This window comes from Pandoraea commovens (assembly GCF_024704525.1).
Classification (GTDB): domain Bacteria; phylum Pseudomonadota; class Gammaproteobacteria; order Burkholderiales; family Burkholderiaceae; genus Pandoraea; species Pandoraea commovens.
In genome coordinates this window covers 2,657,944-2,672,174 of sequence record NZ_CP102780.1, presented here as the reverse complement: position 1 = coordinate 2,672,174, position 14,231 = coordinate 2,657,944, and the positions used below count along the sequence as shown (strand labels likewise).

The window sequence follows — 14,231 nt, the reverse complement described above, 5'->3', positions numbered from 1 at the left end:
GCGCGTCATCTTTTTATCCTGCATAACGGGGTATGTGCGCGTTTTTATCTTTGGTATTGCGCGCGTTGCCGGGCCGCCATCTCCCTACAATGCACCCATCCATCACAGGAGACATCATGGGACGACTGACTACCCACGTACTAGATACATCGCACGGCAAGCCAGGCGCGGGCATCCGTGTCGAACTGTGGCGCGTGGACGGCGAGCGCCGTTCGCTGCGCGACGTGCAGACGAATGCCGACGGCCGCTGCGACAAGCCGCTGCTCGAAGGTGAGGAATTCGCCGCAGGCGAATACGAGCTGGTGTTCCACGCGGGCGATTATTTCGCCGCACAGGGCGTGGAAGTACCGTCGCCGCGCTTCGTGGATCGCGTGGTGCTGCGTTTTGGCATCGCGGAGCCTTCCCAGCATTACCACGTGCCCCTTCTGGTGTCGCCGTGGAGCTTTTCAACGTATCGCGGTAGCTAAATCGCGAACGTGAACGTCAGGCAGTTGAGGAGAACATAAGATGGAAGCGTTTATTACCGATTGGGTCAATCTGTTGCTGCGCTGGCTGCATGTGGTGGCGGCCATTGCCTGGATTGGCGAGTCGTTCTATTTCGTGATGCTGGACAATGGCCTGAAGCCGCCCAAAGCGGCCGAGGACAAGCAGAAAGGCGTGTTCGGCGAAATGTGGTCGGTGCACGGCGGCGGTTTTTACCACGCCCAGAAGTATCTGAATTCGCCGCCGCAGATGCCGGAAGATCTGCACTGGTCGAAGTGGAAGTCGTACACGACGTGGCTCTCGGGCTTCGCCCTGTTCTGCGTGCTGTACCTGCTGCAACCGCAGACGTATCTGATCGACAAGAACGTGATGGATCTGCAACCGGGACAGGCCGTGGGCCTCGCGGTCGCGTTCCTGATCGGCGGCTGGTTCGTCTATGACTTCCTGTGCCGCATTCTGGGCAAGAACGATCGTCTGCTGGGCATCGGTGTGGCCCTGTTCGTGGTGGCCGCAACGTATGCCACGACGCACATCTTCGCCGGTCGCGCCGCCTTCCTGATCGTTGGCGCAATGATGGCCACGTCGATGTCGGCGAACGTGTTCTTCTGGATCATTCCGGGCCAGCGCAAGAGCGTGGACGCGCTCTCGAAGGGCGAAGTCCCGAACCCGATCTGGGGCAAGCTCGGCAAGCAACGTTCGGTGCACAACACGTACTTCACGCTGCCGGTCGTGTTCATCATGATCAGCAACCACTACGCGTTCACGTACAGCAATCCGTACAACTGGGTGATCCTCACGATCATCATGGCCGCAGGCGCAATGATTCGTCAGTTCTTCGTGCTGCGTCACGCAGGCAAGAATCTGTACGCGTTGCCGGTTGCCGGTGCTGCACTCCTCGCCGGTGTTGCCGTGTTTGCCGCCCCGCGCCCCGCCCCGGCACCTGCCGCCGGCGCGCACGGTGAGGCCGCTGCCCCGGCCGTGAAGCTCTCGGAGATTCAGCCGATCCTGACGCAGCGTTGCGCCACCTGTCACTCGGCCAAGCCGACGATGATGGGCAGCGCTCCGGCCGGCGTGATGTTCGATACGCCCGCCGAGATCTCGCAGAACGCACAACGCATTTATCAGCAATCGGTCGCGCTCAAGTCGATGCCCCTGGGCAACGTGACGCAAATGACCGATGAAGAGCGCCAGAAGATTGCCGCGTGGTTTAACGGCGGCGCACAACAATAACGGCAATACCGTCTTTCTTGCTGGACCCATGTTGGGGCGCTTCGGCGCCCCTTTTTTTCATCGTGACATTCCCATGATGTTAGCCGTCGCTTGACGTCGCTTGTCCTCAAGCGCGGGAACTTCGGTGTGACACCGCTTGTCTGTCATACGCGCCCGGCTTTCCGGGCCGAACGATAAACATCATGAATTTCCTCCTCTTCTGTTCCTCCCGGCAAGGCGTCGTCTGGGTACATCTGCACCAAGCGATGTTCCCTCCGTCCGTCTGACTGCCTCGCTGACGTCCACCCGCCCGGGTGTCACGCAGCGGGGCGGAGCGCTTACGCCATCGCTTGCGCGTGAGCGACAACCCTCTCCATCCCGAAGTCTCTGAAGTTCTGAAGCCTTTGATGTGCAAGCCACGGTGAGCCGCGTCCCGACACGACGCGGTGCGAAGTCATCGGGGGGACCATGTCTCTTTCCACGTCTACCAATCATTGCAATCATTCGCAGGGCGCCAGGACGTCCCTGCTCAAGGAATTTACGTCTCTCGCGATTCCAACGATCCTCTCCGGCTGGGTCTACACGATCTACACGCTGATCGACGGAATCTTCATCGGCCGCTACGTCGGCCAACAAGCGCTGGCCGCGCTGAACCTCGTGGTGCCGTTGCTCTATGTACCGTACGCGGTCAGCGTGATGGTGGGCGTCGGGGGTGCAACGCTCATCGCCCGTCTGTTGGGTGAGCAGCGCCATACCGAGGCGCGTCGCGCGTTCTCGCAGGTGCTATGGGTGATGCTCGTCTCGGGTGTTGTAATGAGTGCTGCGGTACTCATCTTCAAGCATGAGATCGCTGCCGCCCTGGGTGCGCAAGGCGCAATCACGGCGGATGTCGTCGCCTATCTGTCCGGCTGGGGCTGGTTCGTACTGTTTGCCAATGGTCTCTACGCGATGGAGTTGTTCCTGCGCGTGGAAGGGGCACCCGCCGCCCGTTTCGGTTTGTATGCGATGTTCATGGGCGCACTCGCGAATGTGGCGCTCGACTATTGGTTCATCGCCGTTCGTGAGATGGGGATGCACGGTGCCGCACTGGCCACCGGGCTGTCGATGATGGTGTCGAGCAGCGTGATGTTCGCGTATCACCTCTTCCTGGCGAAGCGAGTGGTGCCCGCCCGTCGCGCCTTCGGTGGCGGCGAAACACACGTGTGGCGTGCGATGTACAACGGCGCGTCGGAGTTCCTCGGCGCGATCGCACCAGCGGTGACGGTGTTCGTCTTCAACCGCGTGATTCTGGTGAGCTTTGGTGAACCGGGGCTGGCCGCTTACGCCATCCTCGAATACATGACGCTCGGCGCCACGGTGACGATGGTCGCCCTCGTGCAGAGCATGCAGCCGATGATCAGCTTTTATCGCGGCGCACAGAATGCGAAGGCGCTTCAGGGGTCGTTCCGTCTGGGCGTGATTGCGGTGATGGGATTCTCGCTGCTGGTCGCGGTGGCGATGGCGACGCTGGCTCGTCCGCTGACGTTCCTCTTCCTGCCCGCCGGTGGCGACGCCTGGTCGATTCTGGAACACGCCGTCATCTGGTACGCGCTGGCGTTTCTGCCTGCGGCAGGCAATCTGATCGTGGCGGGCTATCTGACGGCGGTCGAAGCACCCGGCCCGTCGGCAGCCATTGCGATGCTGCGCAGCTGGATTCTGCTGCTGGGTATTCTCTGGCTGCTCGACGCACTCTTCGGCGGCGGCGCGATCTGGTACACGCTACTCGCCACGGAAGCGGCAACGCTCGCCGTCAGTGCATGGCTGTATCGGAAGCAGCACCGCAGTCTCGGGTTGGCGTGATCGCTGCGCAGATGCGCGTCGTGCAAAGGCCGACGCGCGTCTGCGCATTGAGCGTCAGGACGGTATCTTGAGCGATACGGTCTGCGCGAGCGACTGAACGCTCCCCGGCTCATCCGCACCGGGCATGCCTTCGGGTGGCTCGGCCCGCGGCGGCAGCGACGCGGGCACGCTGGCCACGCTGGACGTCGCCCATTGCGGCTCAGGCAGTTCGTCGAACACCTGACGCAGACGCGAGCCCCACGTGTCGTGGATCATCTTGTAGTAGACGTTCTCGTCGTCGAGCGACGCGAAACGCGTCACGCGCAAACTATCTTCTTCGTAGACGAGCAGATCCAGCGGCAATCCGACGGAGACGTTCGAGCGCAGCGTGGAGTCCATTGAGATGAGGGCACATTTCGCGCCGTCGTCGAGCGACGTCGCGGGCGTGACCAGCCGGTCGATGATGGGCTTGCCGTATTTCGACTCGCCGATCTGGAAGTACGGATTGACGGAGGACGCCTCGATGAAGTTGCCCGCCGAGTACAACTGGAACAGACGGCTGCGCGCACCGGCGATTTGCCCGCCCAGCAGGAAGCTGCAATTGAAGTCGACGCCGAACGCTTCGAGCGACTTGGCGTCACGGGTATAGACGTCGCGAATGGCCTGCCCGACGACACGCGCGACGTCGCTCATGGTCTTCGCGGTCCACAGCGTTTCGGTGTCTCGCGCTTCGACCAGTTGCTGACGCACCGCCTGCGTCAACGCGAGATTCCCCGCCGAGAGCAGCACGATGACGCGTTCGCCCGGACGCTCGAAGACGAGCATCTTGCGGAATGTGCTCACATGATCGACGCCCGCGTTTGTGCGGGTGTCGGAAAGAAAGACCAGCCCGGCATCGAGCTTCATGGCCACGCAATACGTCATGTCGTTCCTGTCTTGCCGTGCAAGGCGCGCTGCCTCGCTACGTTGAAAAGCTATTGTTATTGATCGATTGGTGCCGTATCGACACTGACCGATACGTGCAACTTCTCGGTCGCACCGCCGCTGCGCATTCCTCTGACGGGTGCCGCAGATTCGTAATCGCGTCCCACCGCCAGACGGCAGTAGTTGCCGCTGGCGAAGCAGGCATGGGTGACGTCGATGCTGACCCACCCTGCCCCCTCGACCCACACGTCGACCCAGGCATGGCTGGCCGCGTGCGGCACGTCGCCCGGATCGATGTACCCGCTGACGTAGCGCGCAGGCACGCCTCGCGCACGGCAGACGGCCAGCATGAGGTGGGCGTGGTCCTGACAGACGCCGCGTCCCAGTGCGAGCGCCTGTGCGGCGGTGCTGGTCACGGCGGTGATCCCCGACTCGTAATCGACCTGCTCGCAAATGGATGCCGCCAACGCCAGCAACTCACCCGGCGTGGCAACCCCGGCATCGCCCGCCAGTGCGTCGATGCCGTCGCTGCGCCCCGTCAACGGCGTAGGGCTGGCGAAGCATAACACTGGTACGGCGTGGCTCGTTTCCCCGAGCCTGCCGTCATTGAGCGGCGTCGTTTCGACCTCGCCTTCGGCCAGCAGATGGATCTCATCGTGCGGTTGATGCAGCACGAGCGTATGCATGTCGTTGCCAAAGGCGTCACGCGCGGGCGTGAGCTTGCCCGGCGCGCTCAGTCGCCATTGCACGATGCGCTGCACTTCCGACGCACTCGGCGTGAGCCGAAGCTGCTGGATGGTGTAGCGCACCGGCGTATCGTAGCGGTAGGTGGTTTCGTGTCGGATGGTCAGGCGCATGGCATCAGGCGGCGAGCGGGATCAGGAAGGTCTGACTGATCTTGTTGCCGAGCACGGAAACTCGCTCGAGGAATTCGGTCAGCACAGGGTGTAAGCCTTGCTGTCGAATTTGCTGGATGTCGGTGTATTTGAGTTCGGACTGAAGTTTGCCTGCATAGCGTTCGACGTCGCCGGACTGGGCATTGGAGAGCGTGGCGAGGTTCTCGCACACGCCGGTGAGCGATGCGAGCAATGAGCGCGGCATGTGTGCGTTGAGCATGAGCAGCTCGACCACACGCTCGGGTGTAATAACGTCGCGGTACACCTTCCGGTAAATCTCGAAACCGGAAACACTGCGCAGCACGGCCGACCAGTAGTAGAAGTCGGTCGGATGCGACGCATCCGGCCCTGCCTTGTCGGCACGCACCGCCTCGTGGAAACGGACGTCGAGAATGCGGGCGGTGTTGTCGGCACGCTCAAGGAACAGGCCGAGCCGGGTGAAGTAGAACGCGTCGTCCTGAAACAAGGTGCCGAAGCTCACGCCACGCGAGAGGTGCGAGCGCACTTTGACCCATTCGAACAGGTGCGCAGGGTCGCGCTCAAGCAGATCGAGGATGCGCGGGAAATCCAGCCAGGTACTGTTGACGGTCTCCCACAGTTCGGTCGTGAGTGTGCCGCGCACAGCACGGGCGTTCTCCCGCGCGGCGGCCAGACAGCAGGCGATGCTCGACGGGTTCTCGGGGTCGCGCACCACGAAGTCGAGCACGTTGGCTCGCGTCGCCCGCCCGTGTTTGCGGTTGAACGCAGGCTCCAGCTCGGAGATGCGCAAGGTAGCGCGCCAGCCCGCTTCATTGTCGATGCCACCGGCGAGGACTTGCGTCATGTCGGTGTCGTCTTCGTCGTCGACGGCATCTTGCGGAAGCAGGAGGTTTTGCAGGTTGACGTCGAGCAGGCGAGCAGTGTTTTCAGCCCGCTCCATATAGCGGGCCATCCAGAACAAGTGGTCGGCGGTACGGCTGAGCATGATCTCTTCCCGATAATTTCGCTTACTTTTCCAATACCCAGGTGTCCTTCGTTCCCCCGCCCTGCGAGGAGTTGACGACCAGCGAACCCTCCGTGAGCGCTACGCGCGTCAGACCACCCGGCACCATGGTCACGCCCTTGCCCGAGGACAACACGAACGGCCGCAAGTCGATGTGTCGCGGCGCGATACCGGCTTCTACAAACGTCGGGCATGCGGAGAGTGCCAGCGTGGGTTGCGCGATATAGCCGTCGGGTTTCGCGATAAGCCGCTGGCGGAAGGCTTCGATTTCAGCCTTGGTGGACGCCGGACCGACGAGCATGCCGTAGCCGCCCGCACCATGAACCTCCTTGACGACTAGCTCACCGAGGTTGTCGAGGGTGTACGCAAGGTCGTCGGGCCGACGGCACTGGTAGGTCGGCACGTTGTTCAGTATCGGCTTCTCTCCGAGGTAGAACTCGATCATGTCCGGGACGAACGGGTAGATGGATTTGTCGTCGGCGACACCCGTACCGATGGCATTGGCCAGCGTCACGCGTCCCGCACGATAGACGCTCAGCAACCCCGGCACGCCGAGCGTCGAGTCGGCACGGAAGGCCAATGGATCAAGGAAGTCGTCGTCAATGCGACGATAGATGACGTCGACACGCTTCGGACCATTGGTCGTGCGCATGTAGACGAGGTTGTCCTCGACGAACAGATCCTGCCCTTCGACCAGCTCGATACCCATCTGCTGCGCCAGGAACGCATGCTCGAAGTAAGCGGAGTTGTAGATGCCAGGCGTCATGACGACGACGGTCGGATCGTCCACGCCGATCGGCGCTACGGCGCGCAGGCTGTCGAGCAACAAGTCCGGGTAATGCTCCACCGGTGCGATGCGATTGCGTGCGAACAACTCCGGGAACAACCGCATCATCATCTTGCGATTCTCCAGCATGTACGACACGCCGGATGGCACCCGTAGGTTGTCCTCCAAGACGTAGAAGACGCCGTCGTCTCCCGTTCCCGCTCTGACGACATCGACGCCCGCAATGTGCGAGTAGATGTCGCCAGGAACGTCCACGCCCTGCATCTCCGGACGGTACTGCGCATTCTTCAACACCTGATCGGCCGGGATCACCCCCGCGCGCAGGATGTTCTGGTCATGGTAGACATCGTGAATGAACTTGTTGAGCGCCTCGACTCGCTGACGCAATCCCGTCTGCAAGGTCTGCCACTCATGCGCAGGAATGATCCGAGGGATCAGATCGAACGGAATCAAACGCTCCGTGCCCGCCTCGTTCCCATACACAGCAAAGGTAATCCCGACGCGCCTGAACGCCAGATCGGCCTCGGCTCGCTTATGGTGCAAGACATCGTCTGGCTGACACTTTAGCCAGTCGTCAAACCGACGGTAGTGCGAACGCGTCGCACCCGTGATGCTCGCCATCTCGTTATAGCTCTCGACCATACGCTTCTCCGCAGATTGCTGTGTCGAGATCGAGCAATATCCATGCCCGAGCTGTTTTTCCGCCCTTTTTCTATCCTTTTCCAACCTTTTAACGCTCTGCGCACGCTTTCGGTGCGCCCGCCCTCCTGCTCCACCTCCCTCGCACCAGATCGGTGTTTCGAAGTATAGGAGTTGGGTTTCGACTCAGACTGTTGTGTTTACCCCCGGCCCCTAAAACCTTCCCCCTAACGGACCGGGGCCCCTTTCCGCCGCTCAGACGTAAACCCAACTCGCTGCAGAAAGGCGCCCCGGTCCGTCTCCCTCATTGCACCCAGTGCCTCAACCGACACCGCCCGCTTCCCGCTTCCTTTCTCGACGCCACCAGTCCCGTCGACACCGCTCTTCTCCAGCGTAGTCGCGACGCCACACCCGCCCCGCACGTGCTCCGCAACTGCTGCGCGACGGCCGTGTCGTCGCCCACACGTTTCCTGTCCCTCTACTCGCCTCACCACTTTCCTCGGCGCCTCACTCCGCTTTCTTTGGCCCAATAAAAAACGCCGAGCATCGCCCGGCGTCTTTTTGTCCCACTGACTTCATTCTTCACGCAGCCTTCTGCGCTCCCTGCACCGCATCCAACTCAGCCCGCGTCAGCAAATACACTCCCGGCAAATCCTGCTCGTCACAGTTGTGTCCCTCTCCACCCCGGTCCACCACCACGAAGTCGCTCACCTCATCCAACGCCAACAACGGGTGATGCCACACGCCCTTCGCATAGTTCACACCCTGCCAGCCATCCGAGACGAACGCACGCATCTTGCTCACGTCCAATTCGCCCGCCGGAGCTACAACCACCAGATACGGCGTCGTCTTCAACGGAATGAACGCCTGACTGCCCAACGGGTGACGCTCCAACATCTTCACCTCGTACGGCAACTGTCTCGGCTGTCCACGGAAGACGTTCACCAACGTGCGCCCACCCTCCGGGCCCAGATCCACCGTCGCCAAATCATGGAATCGCTCAGTCGTCCCGCCATTGATCGCGAAATGCTTCGCACCCTCCAACTCGATCACATCGCCGAACGGCTCAAACGCCTCTCGCGTCAATCGCTCGATCTTCAATGCCGGTCCCACCATGTCACGCTCCCTTTTTTTCACTCAACCGCCCCCACAGACGCAGACGCGACACACCACCATCCGGAATGATGTTGAAACGGATGTGCGTGATCGCCCCCAACTTCTGCACCTGCTCTTCAAAGTAAAACTGCTTGTCCATCGCCAACTTCTGCTCCGGCAACAACACCGGCCAGAACATCGATTGCGTAATCAGCGACTGCTCAGTGCCACCCGTCACGTACGCCGCCTGGATGGAGCAGCGGTCCGGGAAGTTGCCCTTGAAGTGCGCCGTATCCACTTCGATCTTGCCAATCTCACCCGGCTGCGCCAACGCAATAATCGCCCAATCATTGCCCGGCTCACGACGACGACGCGTCTCCCACCCATCCCCCATGTTCACGCCACGGCCCGGCATCAACAGATTCGACGCCAAACCGAAGTGCTGGTTGTTCGCTGCCACCACGTAGCCGCCGTTTTCCATCGCAATCAGATCAATCAACTCATCACGCGAACGGCCCGCCCAGTCGCTCTGCGGCAACCCATACAAGCGCAAACGCGCCAGCCCACCGTCCGGGTACAGGTTCACGCGTACGTGCGTCGCGGCGCGCTGCTGCGTGATGGCATGGTAGTGGTGCGAGTTGCCCTGCAACGTGGTCGACGGCAACAGTTCGAACCATTCGGCCGACTCGTTCGGTGCGCCGTCCGGGCTGTAGCAGCCCTCCAGCGACGCCGCCGGTGGGAAGTTGCCCGTGAAGTGGCTCGTGTCCAGATCTACGCCGAACAACACGCCCGGACGCGCCAGCTTGACGATGCACCAGTCGTAGCCGTTCACACGCTTGCGACGCGTCTCCCAACCATCCATCCACTTGCCGTTCTCGTCGTACTTGCCCGGGATGAAGACAGCCGGTTCCGGGTTGAGCATGCGCTCTTTGGCCGCGAAGAATTCGTCGGTGGCGACGAGCGCCTCAGCACCCAGACGCGGGTCGGCCAGATTCACATAACGGCGCACGAAGTCCGGTGCGTTCGGGTCTTGCGGGACGAGAGCCATGCCAACTCCTTGATGCTCGGTAATGTCTGAAACTTGAGATATAACGGTGTCGTACACTCAGTCGCGCACGAGGTCTTGCAGCCGGAAACCAGCAATACGGAAAATCTGGCGCAGGCATTCTTCAATTTCGTCCGCACGACTGTTCTCCAGACGCGTAGCGAAGTTCTCGATGATGCTGCTGCGGGTATGACCGCGCACGGCCAGAATGTACGGGAAGCCGAATTTGACCTTGTAAGCGTCGTTCAGCTCAGTCAGGCGCGCAAACTCTTCTGCACTGCATTGGTCCAGTCCAGCACCCGCCTGCTCACGCGTCGACTCGGCAGTCAGTTCGCCACGCACGGCCGCCTTGCCAGCCAGCTCCGGGTGGGCACGGATGAGGTCGAGTTGCGGCGTCTCACCCGCATCGATCACGGCCTGACACATGGCGTCGTGCAGCGCATTGACGGTTGCGAACGGGCGATCTTCCCATGCCGCTTCGGCCACCCACGGGGAATGCTCGAAAATGCCGTCGAGCGCGGCAATGAACTCGGCGCGCGGTAGCGCCGACAGCTCGGCAACGGTACGTTGGGTCATAGGCAACGGGGCGTTCATTAACTGCTCTCCTGGAGAACAAAGGTGGCGCCCCGCCGCACGCTTCGCGCAGCCCGATGACGCCTGTCGGATTCGAATTCGATGTCGGCGTCACGTCCCTCTGGACATGAACGCCCTATCAACTACCTGATCTGCGATTCAATCGCCCGCTCACGCCGCCACGAACGGATGGCGCTCTTGCCAGTGGCGCGCCACATCGATGCGACGGCAGACCCACACGCGATCGTGCTTTTCGATGTGATCGAGGAATCGCTGCAACGCCGCGAAACGGCCCGGACGGCCCAGCAACCGACAGTGCATGCCAATCGACAGCATCTTCGGCGCTTCATCGCCCTCGGCGTACAAGACGTCGAACGCGTCGCGCAGGTAATGGAAGAAGTGGTCCGCCGTATTGAAGCCCTGCGGCGCAGCAAAGCGCATGTCGTTGGTGTCAAGCGTGTACGGCACCACAAGGTGCGGCTTGACATCGCCACTGCTGGTCTGCACCTGCGCCCAGAACGGCAGGTCGTCGCCATAGTTGTCGGAGTCATACACAAATCCGCCCTGCTCGACGACAAGACGACGAGTATTCGGACTGTCGCGGCCGGTGTACCAACCCAACGGCGCGCTGCCGGTCATTTCCTTGAAGATGTCGATAGCGATGCGCATGTGCTCGCGCTCGGTCGCCTCGTCCATGTTCTGATAGTGAATCCAGCGCCAGCCGTGACATGCAATCTCGTGCCCAAGCTCTTGGAACGCGGCCGTCACCTCCGGGTGACGCTGCATGGCCATCGCGACGCCGAACACAGTCAGTGGCAAGCCCCGACGCTCGAACTCGCGCAAGATGCGCCACACGCCCGCGCGCGAACCGTACTCATAGATGGATTCCATGCTCATGTGACGGGCCTCGTAGGCGGCCGCGCCAATGATCTCGGACAGGAACTGCTCGGACGCCTTGTCACCGTGCAATACACAGTTCTCGCCGCCCTCTTCGTAATTCAGCACGAACTGAACGGCAATGCGCGCACGTCCCGGCCAGTCGGCAAACGGGACATGACGGCCGTAGCCGATAAGGTCGCGGGGATAATCCTTGGAATTCGCGTTGCTGCTGGCCATGATGTCTTGGCATCCTTCTGATGGCGGAACGATCGAAGAAGTTTAGCCAAATACATCCGCACGAAACATAGCCATATTCAGATATTCAGGCTGCGCTTAAACATATAGTCGCCCCCGCAACAGCACCGTCAACGCGACGGATCGCCCCACCGAAAGCACACGCGGCACACATTTTCCCGCCAACATCCCGTGCGGCAATTCCATTCAAACCCCCGCCAAACCACCCTCAACGTCAGCAAAGTCACGGCATTCTTCCAGACAACAAAAAAGCACGCCGGGCGACGAAATCCTCCCGGCGTGCTTCAGTTTCTCGTGATTCCGACATTTCCGGATGCCCGCGCACCCGGCGTTCGTTCATGCCCCGGCGATATAGGGATATCCCGTAAGCGTGAGCGTGACCTGCGCACCCGACGTCGACAATTTGGCCTGCCCACCCACCGGCAACGTCAATTTGTCGGGGCAATGACCGAACGGCATGCCCGTGACGATCGGGATGCCGATGACCCGGCGCATGCTCTCCACCATGGTCGCCATGTCGTAGCCATTGTCGTAGTCGCTCAGACGATACTGAGAAAAATCGCCCATCACCAACGCACGCTGACGCGCCAGAACGCCCGACTGATGCAACTGGTACAACATGCGCTCGACACGGTACGGAGGTTCGTTCACATCCTCCACGAACAACACACCACCATCGATCTGCGGCAGGTATCTCGTGCCGATCAGGCTGCACACCATTGCCAGATTGCCACCCCACAACGTACCCGATACATCGATGTCGCCACCCGCACCGTCCCCCGTCCACTGGACTACGTGCGACTCGGACTGCAACACCGACTGGAACTGGGATACGGTGAACTCGCTCAACGTCTCTGCCCCGAAGTCGGCCAATAGCATCGGGCCCGCAAACGTCGTCACATGCGATTGCGATAACAACGCCAGCTGCAATGCAGTGAAATCGCTGTGCCCGACGATCGCGACGCGCTCGCCGCACAACCGGTCATGCAACGCCTTGTAGTCCAACTGGTCGAGCAGATGCACCGCGCCGTACCCCCCTCGCATCGCGAGCACGATGTCCGGCAGCGGATGATCACGCCGCGCAAGATCGTTGATCTCCGCGACGCGCTCGGCATCGGTGCCCGCAAAACGCAGGAAGCGACGCGACGTCACATCGCGATTCCCGACGGTGTAGCCGAGTTGCTCCAGCGCCGCAATACCGCGCGTGGCAACGTCGGAATCCGGAGCGTACCCGGACGGCGCAATCAGTTCGATAAGACGAGTCTGCGTCAATTGGAAGTTTCCGATGGGGGGACGGAAGTATCGCCAGCCACCTCGGCCGCCGGCGACGACTGAGCCAGACGACGCGCTCTCGCTGCCGCGCGACGCTCGCTGAAAAACGTTTGCAGAATGCCGACGCACTCGTCGCGCATGACGCCACCGACGACGTCGGCGTGATGGTTAAGTCGCGGCTCCGCAAACAGGTCGACGACACTACCGCACGCCCCCGTCTTGGGGTCGGAGGCTCCGAACACGACCCGTTTTATGCGCGCGTGCATGATCGCACCCGCACACATGACGCACGGCTCAAGCGTCACGTACAACTCGCATTCGGGAAGACGGTAGTTGCCCAGCGCCTGCGCCGCAGCACGCAAAGCCTGCATCTCAGCATGCGCCGACGGATCGTGACCGCCCACCGGACAGTTGTGCCCGACGGCGACCACCTGCCCGTCACAGACGACTACGGCACCAACCGGCACTTCTCCCTGCACCATCGCGGCGCGGGCCTGAGCAAGCGCCAGTCCCATGTAGGTCTCGTCGGTCGCGGGTAAATCTCGGTTCATGAAACGTCTTGAAAGTTGCGAAAGTGCATATGGCCGCAGCGGTTCGCTAATGCCAACGCAGTTGGCCGCAAGCGGCAATGCGCTATTCTCGCACAGCCCCTTGCAGCCGATTCACGCACTGACTGTAACGGCCAGGTCGCCTCGCGACGTCAGAACGATGCGCGCGACAGGAAGCTGAGATCGTCGCGGGCCAGCGCCTTGATCTCGTTGCGCGTGGTAAGGATGTGCGCCTCGAGCATCGAGACAACCGCCGCCACATCGCGCCGACGGCAGGCCGCGAGAATCTCGTAATGATCGTGCTGAGGTTTGACCTTGCCCGTCGCCTGCGACATTGCCAAATGCGAATAACGGTCGGTATTCAGGCAATACTCTTCGATCAGGATCCGCAGACGGCGATTGTTCGCCGGTGCCGAAAGCGCCAGATGGAAACGACGGTTGTATTCCGCCCATTCGGAGACGACCTCGGATGCCGAATACTCGGCCAGGATCTGCTCCATCAACTGGAAATCACGCTCCGCCATATTCGGCACCGCCAGCTTGGCGGCATGGCATTCGAGCGCCACGCGAATGTCGAGCATCTCGCATAACTGCTCAAGATTGATGCTCGCCACTGTCGCGCCACGGTTCAGATGGTGCGTGACCAACCCCTCCGCTTCCAGTTGACGCAACGCCTCGCGTACCGGCACCCGGCTCGAATTGAAACGCTCCGCCAAGGCTTCCTGACGCAGTTGAAACCCGCCCGGTAGCACGCCATGCAAGATCTCGTCTCGCAGCGTGTCGCGGATGGCCTGATGGAGCGCCTGAGGTCCGGGGGTTCGCATAT

14 protein-coding genes are annotated in these 14,231 nt (G+C 61.5%); 3 read left to right on the top strand and 11 right to left on the bottom strand.

The features are described 5' to 3' along the window. The first annotated feature begins 116 nt into the window (after positions 1–116). The 3 genes from uraH to NTU39_RS12385 all read left to right on the top strand — a co-directional run bounded on the left by uraH (position 117) and on the right by NTU39_RS12385 (position 3,531). Complete coding sequence (gene uraH, locus NTU39_RS12395) at positions 117–467, top strand: hydroxyisourate hydrolase (RefSeq protein WP_039398651.1); 351 nt, start codon at positions 117–119, stop codon at positions 465–467. Positions 468–507: 40 nt separating this feature from the next. Further along, positions 508–1,713 carry a urate hydroxylase PuuD gene (locus NTU39_RS12390; RefSeq protein WP_150662443.1) on the top strand — a complete coding sequence of 402 codons (1,206 nt, stop codon included), beginning with the start codon at positions 508–510 and terminating at the stop codon, positions 1,711–1,713. Between the two features lie 447 nt (positions 1,714–2,160). Continuing rightward, on the top strand, positions 2,161–3,531 hold the full coding sequence (locus NTU39_RS12385) for an MATE family efflux transporter (RefSeq protein ID WP_150662442.1): 1,371 nt from the start codon (positions 2,161–2,163) through the stop codon (positions 3,529–3,531). 54 nt (positions 3,532–3,585) lie between these two features. On the opposite strand, the gene NTU39_RS12380 is transcribed toward NTU39_RS12385, so the two are convergent. The 11 genes from NTU39_RS12380 to NTU39_RS12330 all read right to left on the bottom strand — a co-directional run bounded on the left by NTU39_RS12380 (position 3,586) and on the right by NTU39_RS12330 (position 14,229). Next, positions 3,586–4,434, bottom strand: a complete 849-nt coding sequence (locus tag NTU39_RS12380; RefSeq protein ID WP_150662441.1) for a proteasome-type protease — start codon at positions 4,432–4,434, stop codon at positions 3,586–3,588. Positions 4,435–4,490: 56 nt separating this feature from the next. Then, a complete protein-coding gene (locus NTU39_RS12375; protein ID WP_150662440.1) occupies positions 4,491–5,291 on the bottom strand; it encodes a transglutaminase family protein in 801 nt (266 codons plus the stop codon). 4 nt (positions 5,292–5,295) lie between these two features. Next, the gene (locus tag NTU39_RS12370) at positions 5,296–6,294 is read right to left on the bottom strand and encodes an alpha-E domain-containing protein (RefSeq protein WP_150662439.1); all 999 of its coding nucleotides are present in this window, start codon (positions 6,292–6,294) and stop codon (positions 5,296–5,298) included. 22 nt (positions 6,295–6,316) lie between these two features. Next, positions 6,317–7,741, bottom strand: coding sequence for a circularly permuted type 2 ATP-grasp protein (locus tag NTU39_RS12365; protein WP_174984114.1), 1,425 nt, complete (start codon positions 7,739–7,741; stop codon positions 6,317–6,319). 579 nt (positions 7,742–8,320) lie between these two features. After that, positions 8,321–8,854 carry an ureidoglycolate lyase gene (locus NTU39_RS12360; protein ID WP_257959921.1) on the bottom strand — a complete coding sequence of 178 codons (534 nt, stop codon included), beginning with the start codon at positions 8,852–8,854 and terminating at the stop codon, positions 8,321–8,323. Position 8,855: 1 nt separating this feature from the next. Next, positions 8,856–9,881, bottom strand: a complete 1,026-nt coding sequence (gene alc, locus NTU39_RS12355) for an allantoicase (protein WP_150663413.1) — start codon at positions 9,879–9,881, stop codon at positions 8,856–8,858. Between the two features lie 57 nt (positions 9,882–9,938). Then, a complete protein-coding gene (gene uraD / locus NTU39_RS12350; RefSeq protein ID WP_246184749.1) occupies positions 9,939–10,472 on the bottom strand; it encodes a 2-oxo-4-hydroxy-4-carboxy-5-ureidoimidazoline decarboxylase in 534 nt (177 codons plus the stop codon). Between the two features lie 150 nt (positions 10,473–10,622). Further along, entirely contained in the window at positions 10,623–11,567 is a 945-nt protein-coding gene (gene puuE / locus NTU39_RS12345) for an allantoinase PuuE (RefSeq protein ID WP_150666428.1), read from the bottom strand. A gap of 354 nt (positions 11,568–11,921) precedes the next feature. Beyond that, positions 11,922–12,857 (bottom strand): muramoyltetrapeptide carboxypeptidase, encoded by a 936-nt coding sequence (gene ldcA, locus NTU39_RS12340; RefSeq protein ID WP_150666427.1) that lies wholly within the window; start codon positions 12,855–12,857, stop codon positions 11,922–11,924. Then, complete coding sequence (gene tadA / locus NTU39_RS12335; RefSeq protein ID WP_150666426.1) at positions 12,854–13,408, bottom strand: tRNA adenosine(34) deaminase TadA; 555 nt, start codon at positions 13,406–13,408, stop codon at positions 12,854–12,856. Before tadA ends, ldcA begins: the two co-directional genes overlap by 4 nt. Before the next feature lie 149 nt (positions 13,409–13,557). Further along, positions 13,558–14,229 carry a GntR family transcriptional regulator gene (locus NTU39_RS12330; RefSeq protein WP_150666425.1) on the bottom strand — a complete coding sequence of 224 codons (672 nt, stop codon included), beginning with the start codon at positions 14,227–14,229 and terminating at the stop codon, positions 13,558–13,560. Positions 14,230–14,231: the final 2 nt, after the last annotated feature.

Excerpts from the sequence above, each read along its gene's own strand:
- puuE (WP_150666428.1), bottom strand. The coding sequence starts at position 11,567 with ATGGCCAGCAGCAACGCGAATTCCAAGGATTATCCCCGCGACCTTATC.
- NTU39_RS12360 (WP_257959921.1), bottom strand. The coding sequence starts at position 8,854 with ATGGTGGGACCGGCATTGAAGATCGAGCGATTGACGCGAGAGGCGTTT.
- NTU39_RS12370 (WP_150662439.1), bottom strand. The coding sequence starts at position 6,294 with ATGCTCAGCCGTACCGCCGACCACTTGTTCTGGATGGCCCGCTATATG.
- tadA (WP_150666426.1), bottom strand. The coding sequence starts at position 13,408 with ATGAACCGAGATTTACCCGCGACCGACGAGACCTACATGGGACTGGCG.
- uraD (WP_246184749.1), bottom strand. The coding sequence starts at position 10,472 with ATGAACGCCCCGTTGCCTATGACCCAACGTACCGTTGCCGAGCTGTCG.
- NTU39_RS12390 (WP_150662443.1), top strand. The coding sequence starts at position 508 with ATGGAAGCGTTTATTACCGATTGGGTCAATCTGTTGCTGCGCTGGCTG.
- NTU39_RS12365 (WP_174984114.1), bottom strand. The coding sequence starts at position 7,741 with ATGGTCGAGAGCTATAACGAGATGGCGAGCATCACGGGTGCGACGCGT.
- NTU39_RS12380 (WP_150662441.1), bottom strand. The coding sequence starts at position 4,434 with ATGACGTATTGCGTGGCCATGAAGCTCGATGCCGGGCTGGTCTTTCTT.
- NTU39_RS12375 (WP_150662440.1), bottom strand. The coding sequence starts at position 5,291 with ATGCGCCTGACCATCCGACACGAAACCACCTACCGCTACGATACGCCG.
- NTU39_RS12385 (WP_150662442.1), top strand. The coding sequence starts at position 2,161 with ATGTCTCTTTCCACGTCTACCAATCATTGCAATCATTCGCAGGGCGCC.
- uraH (WP_039398651.1), top strand. The coding sequence starts at position 117 with ATGGGACGACTGACTACCCACGTACTAGATACATCGCACGGCAAGCCA.
- NTU39_RS12330 (WP_150666425.1), bottom strand. The coding sequence starts at position 14,229 with ATGCGAACCCCCGGACCTCAGGCGCTCCATCAGGCCATCCGCGACACG.
- alc (WP_150663413.1), bottom strand. The coding sequence starts at position 9,881 with ATGGCTCTCGTCCCGCAAGACCCGAACGCACCGGACTTCGTGCGCCGT.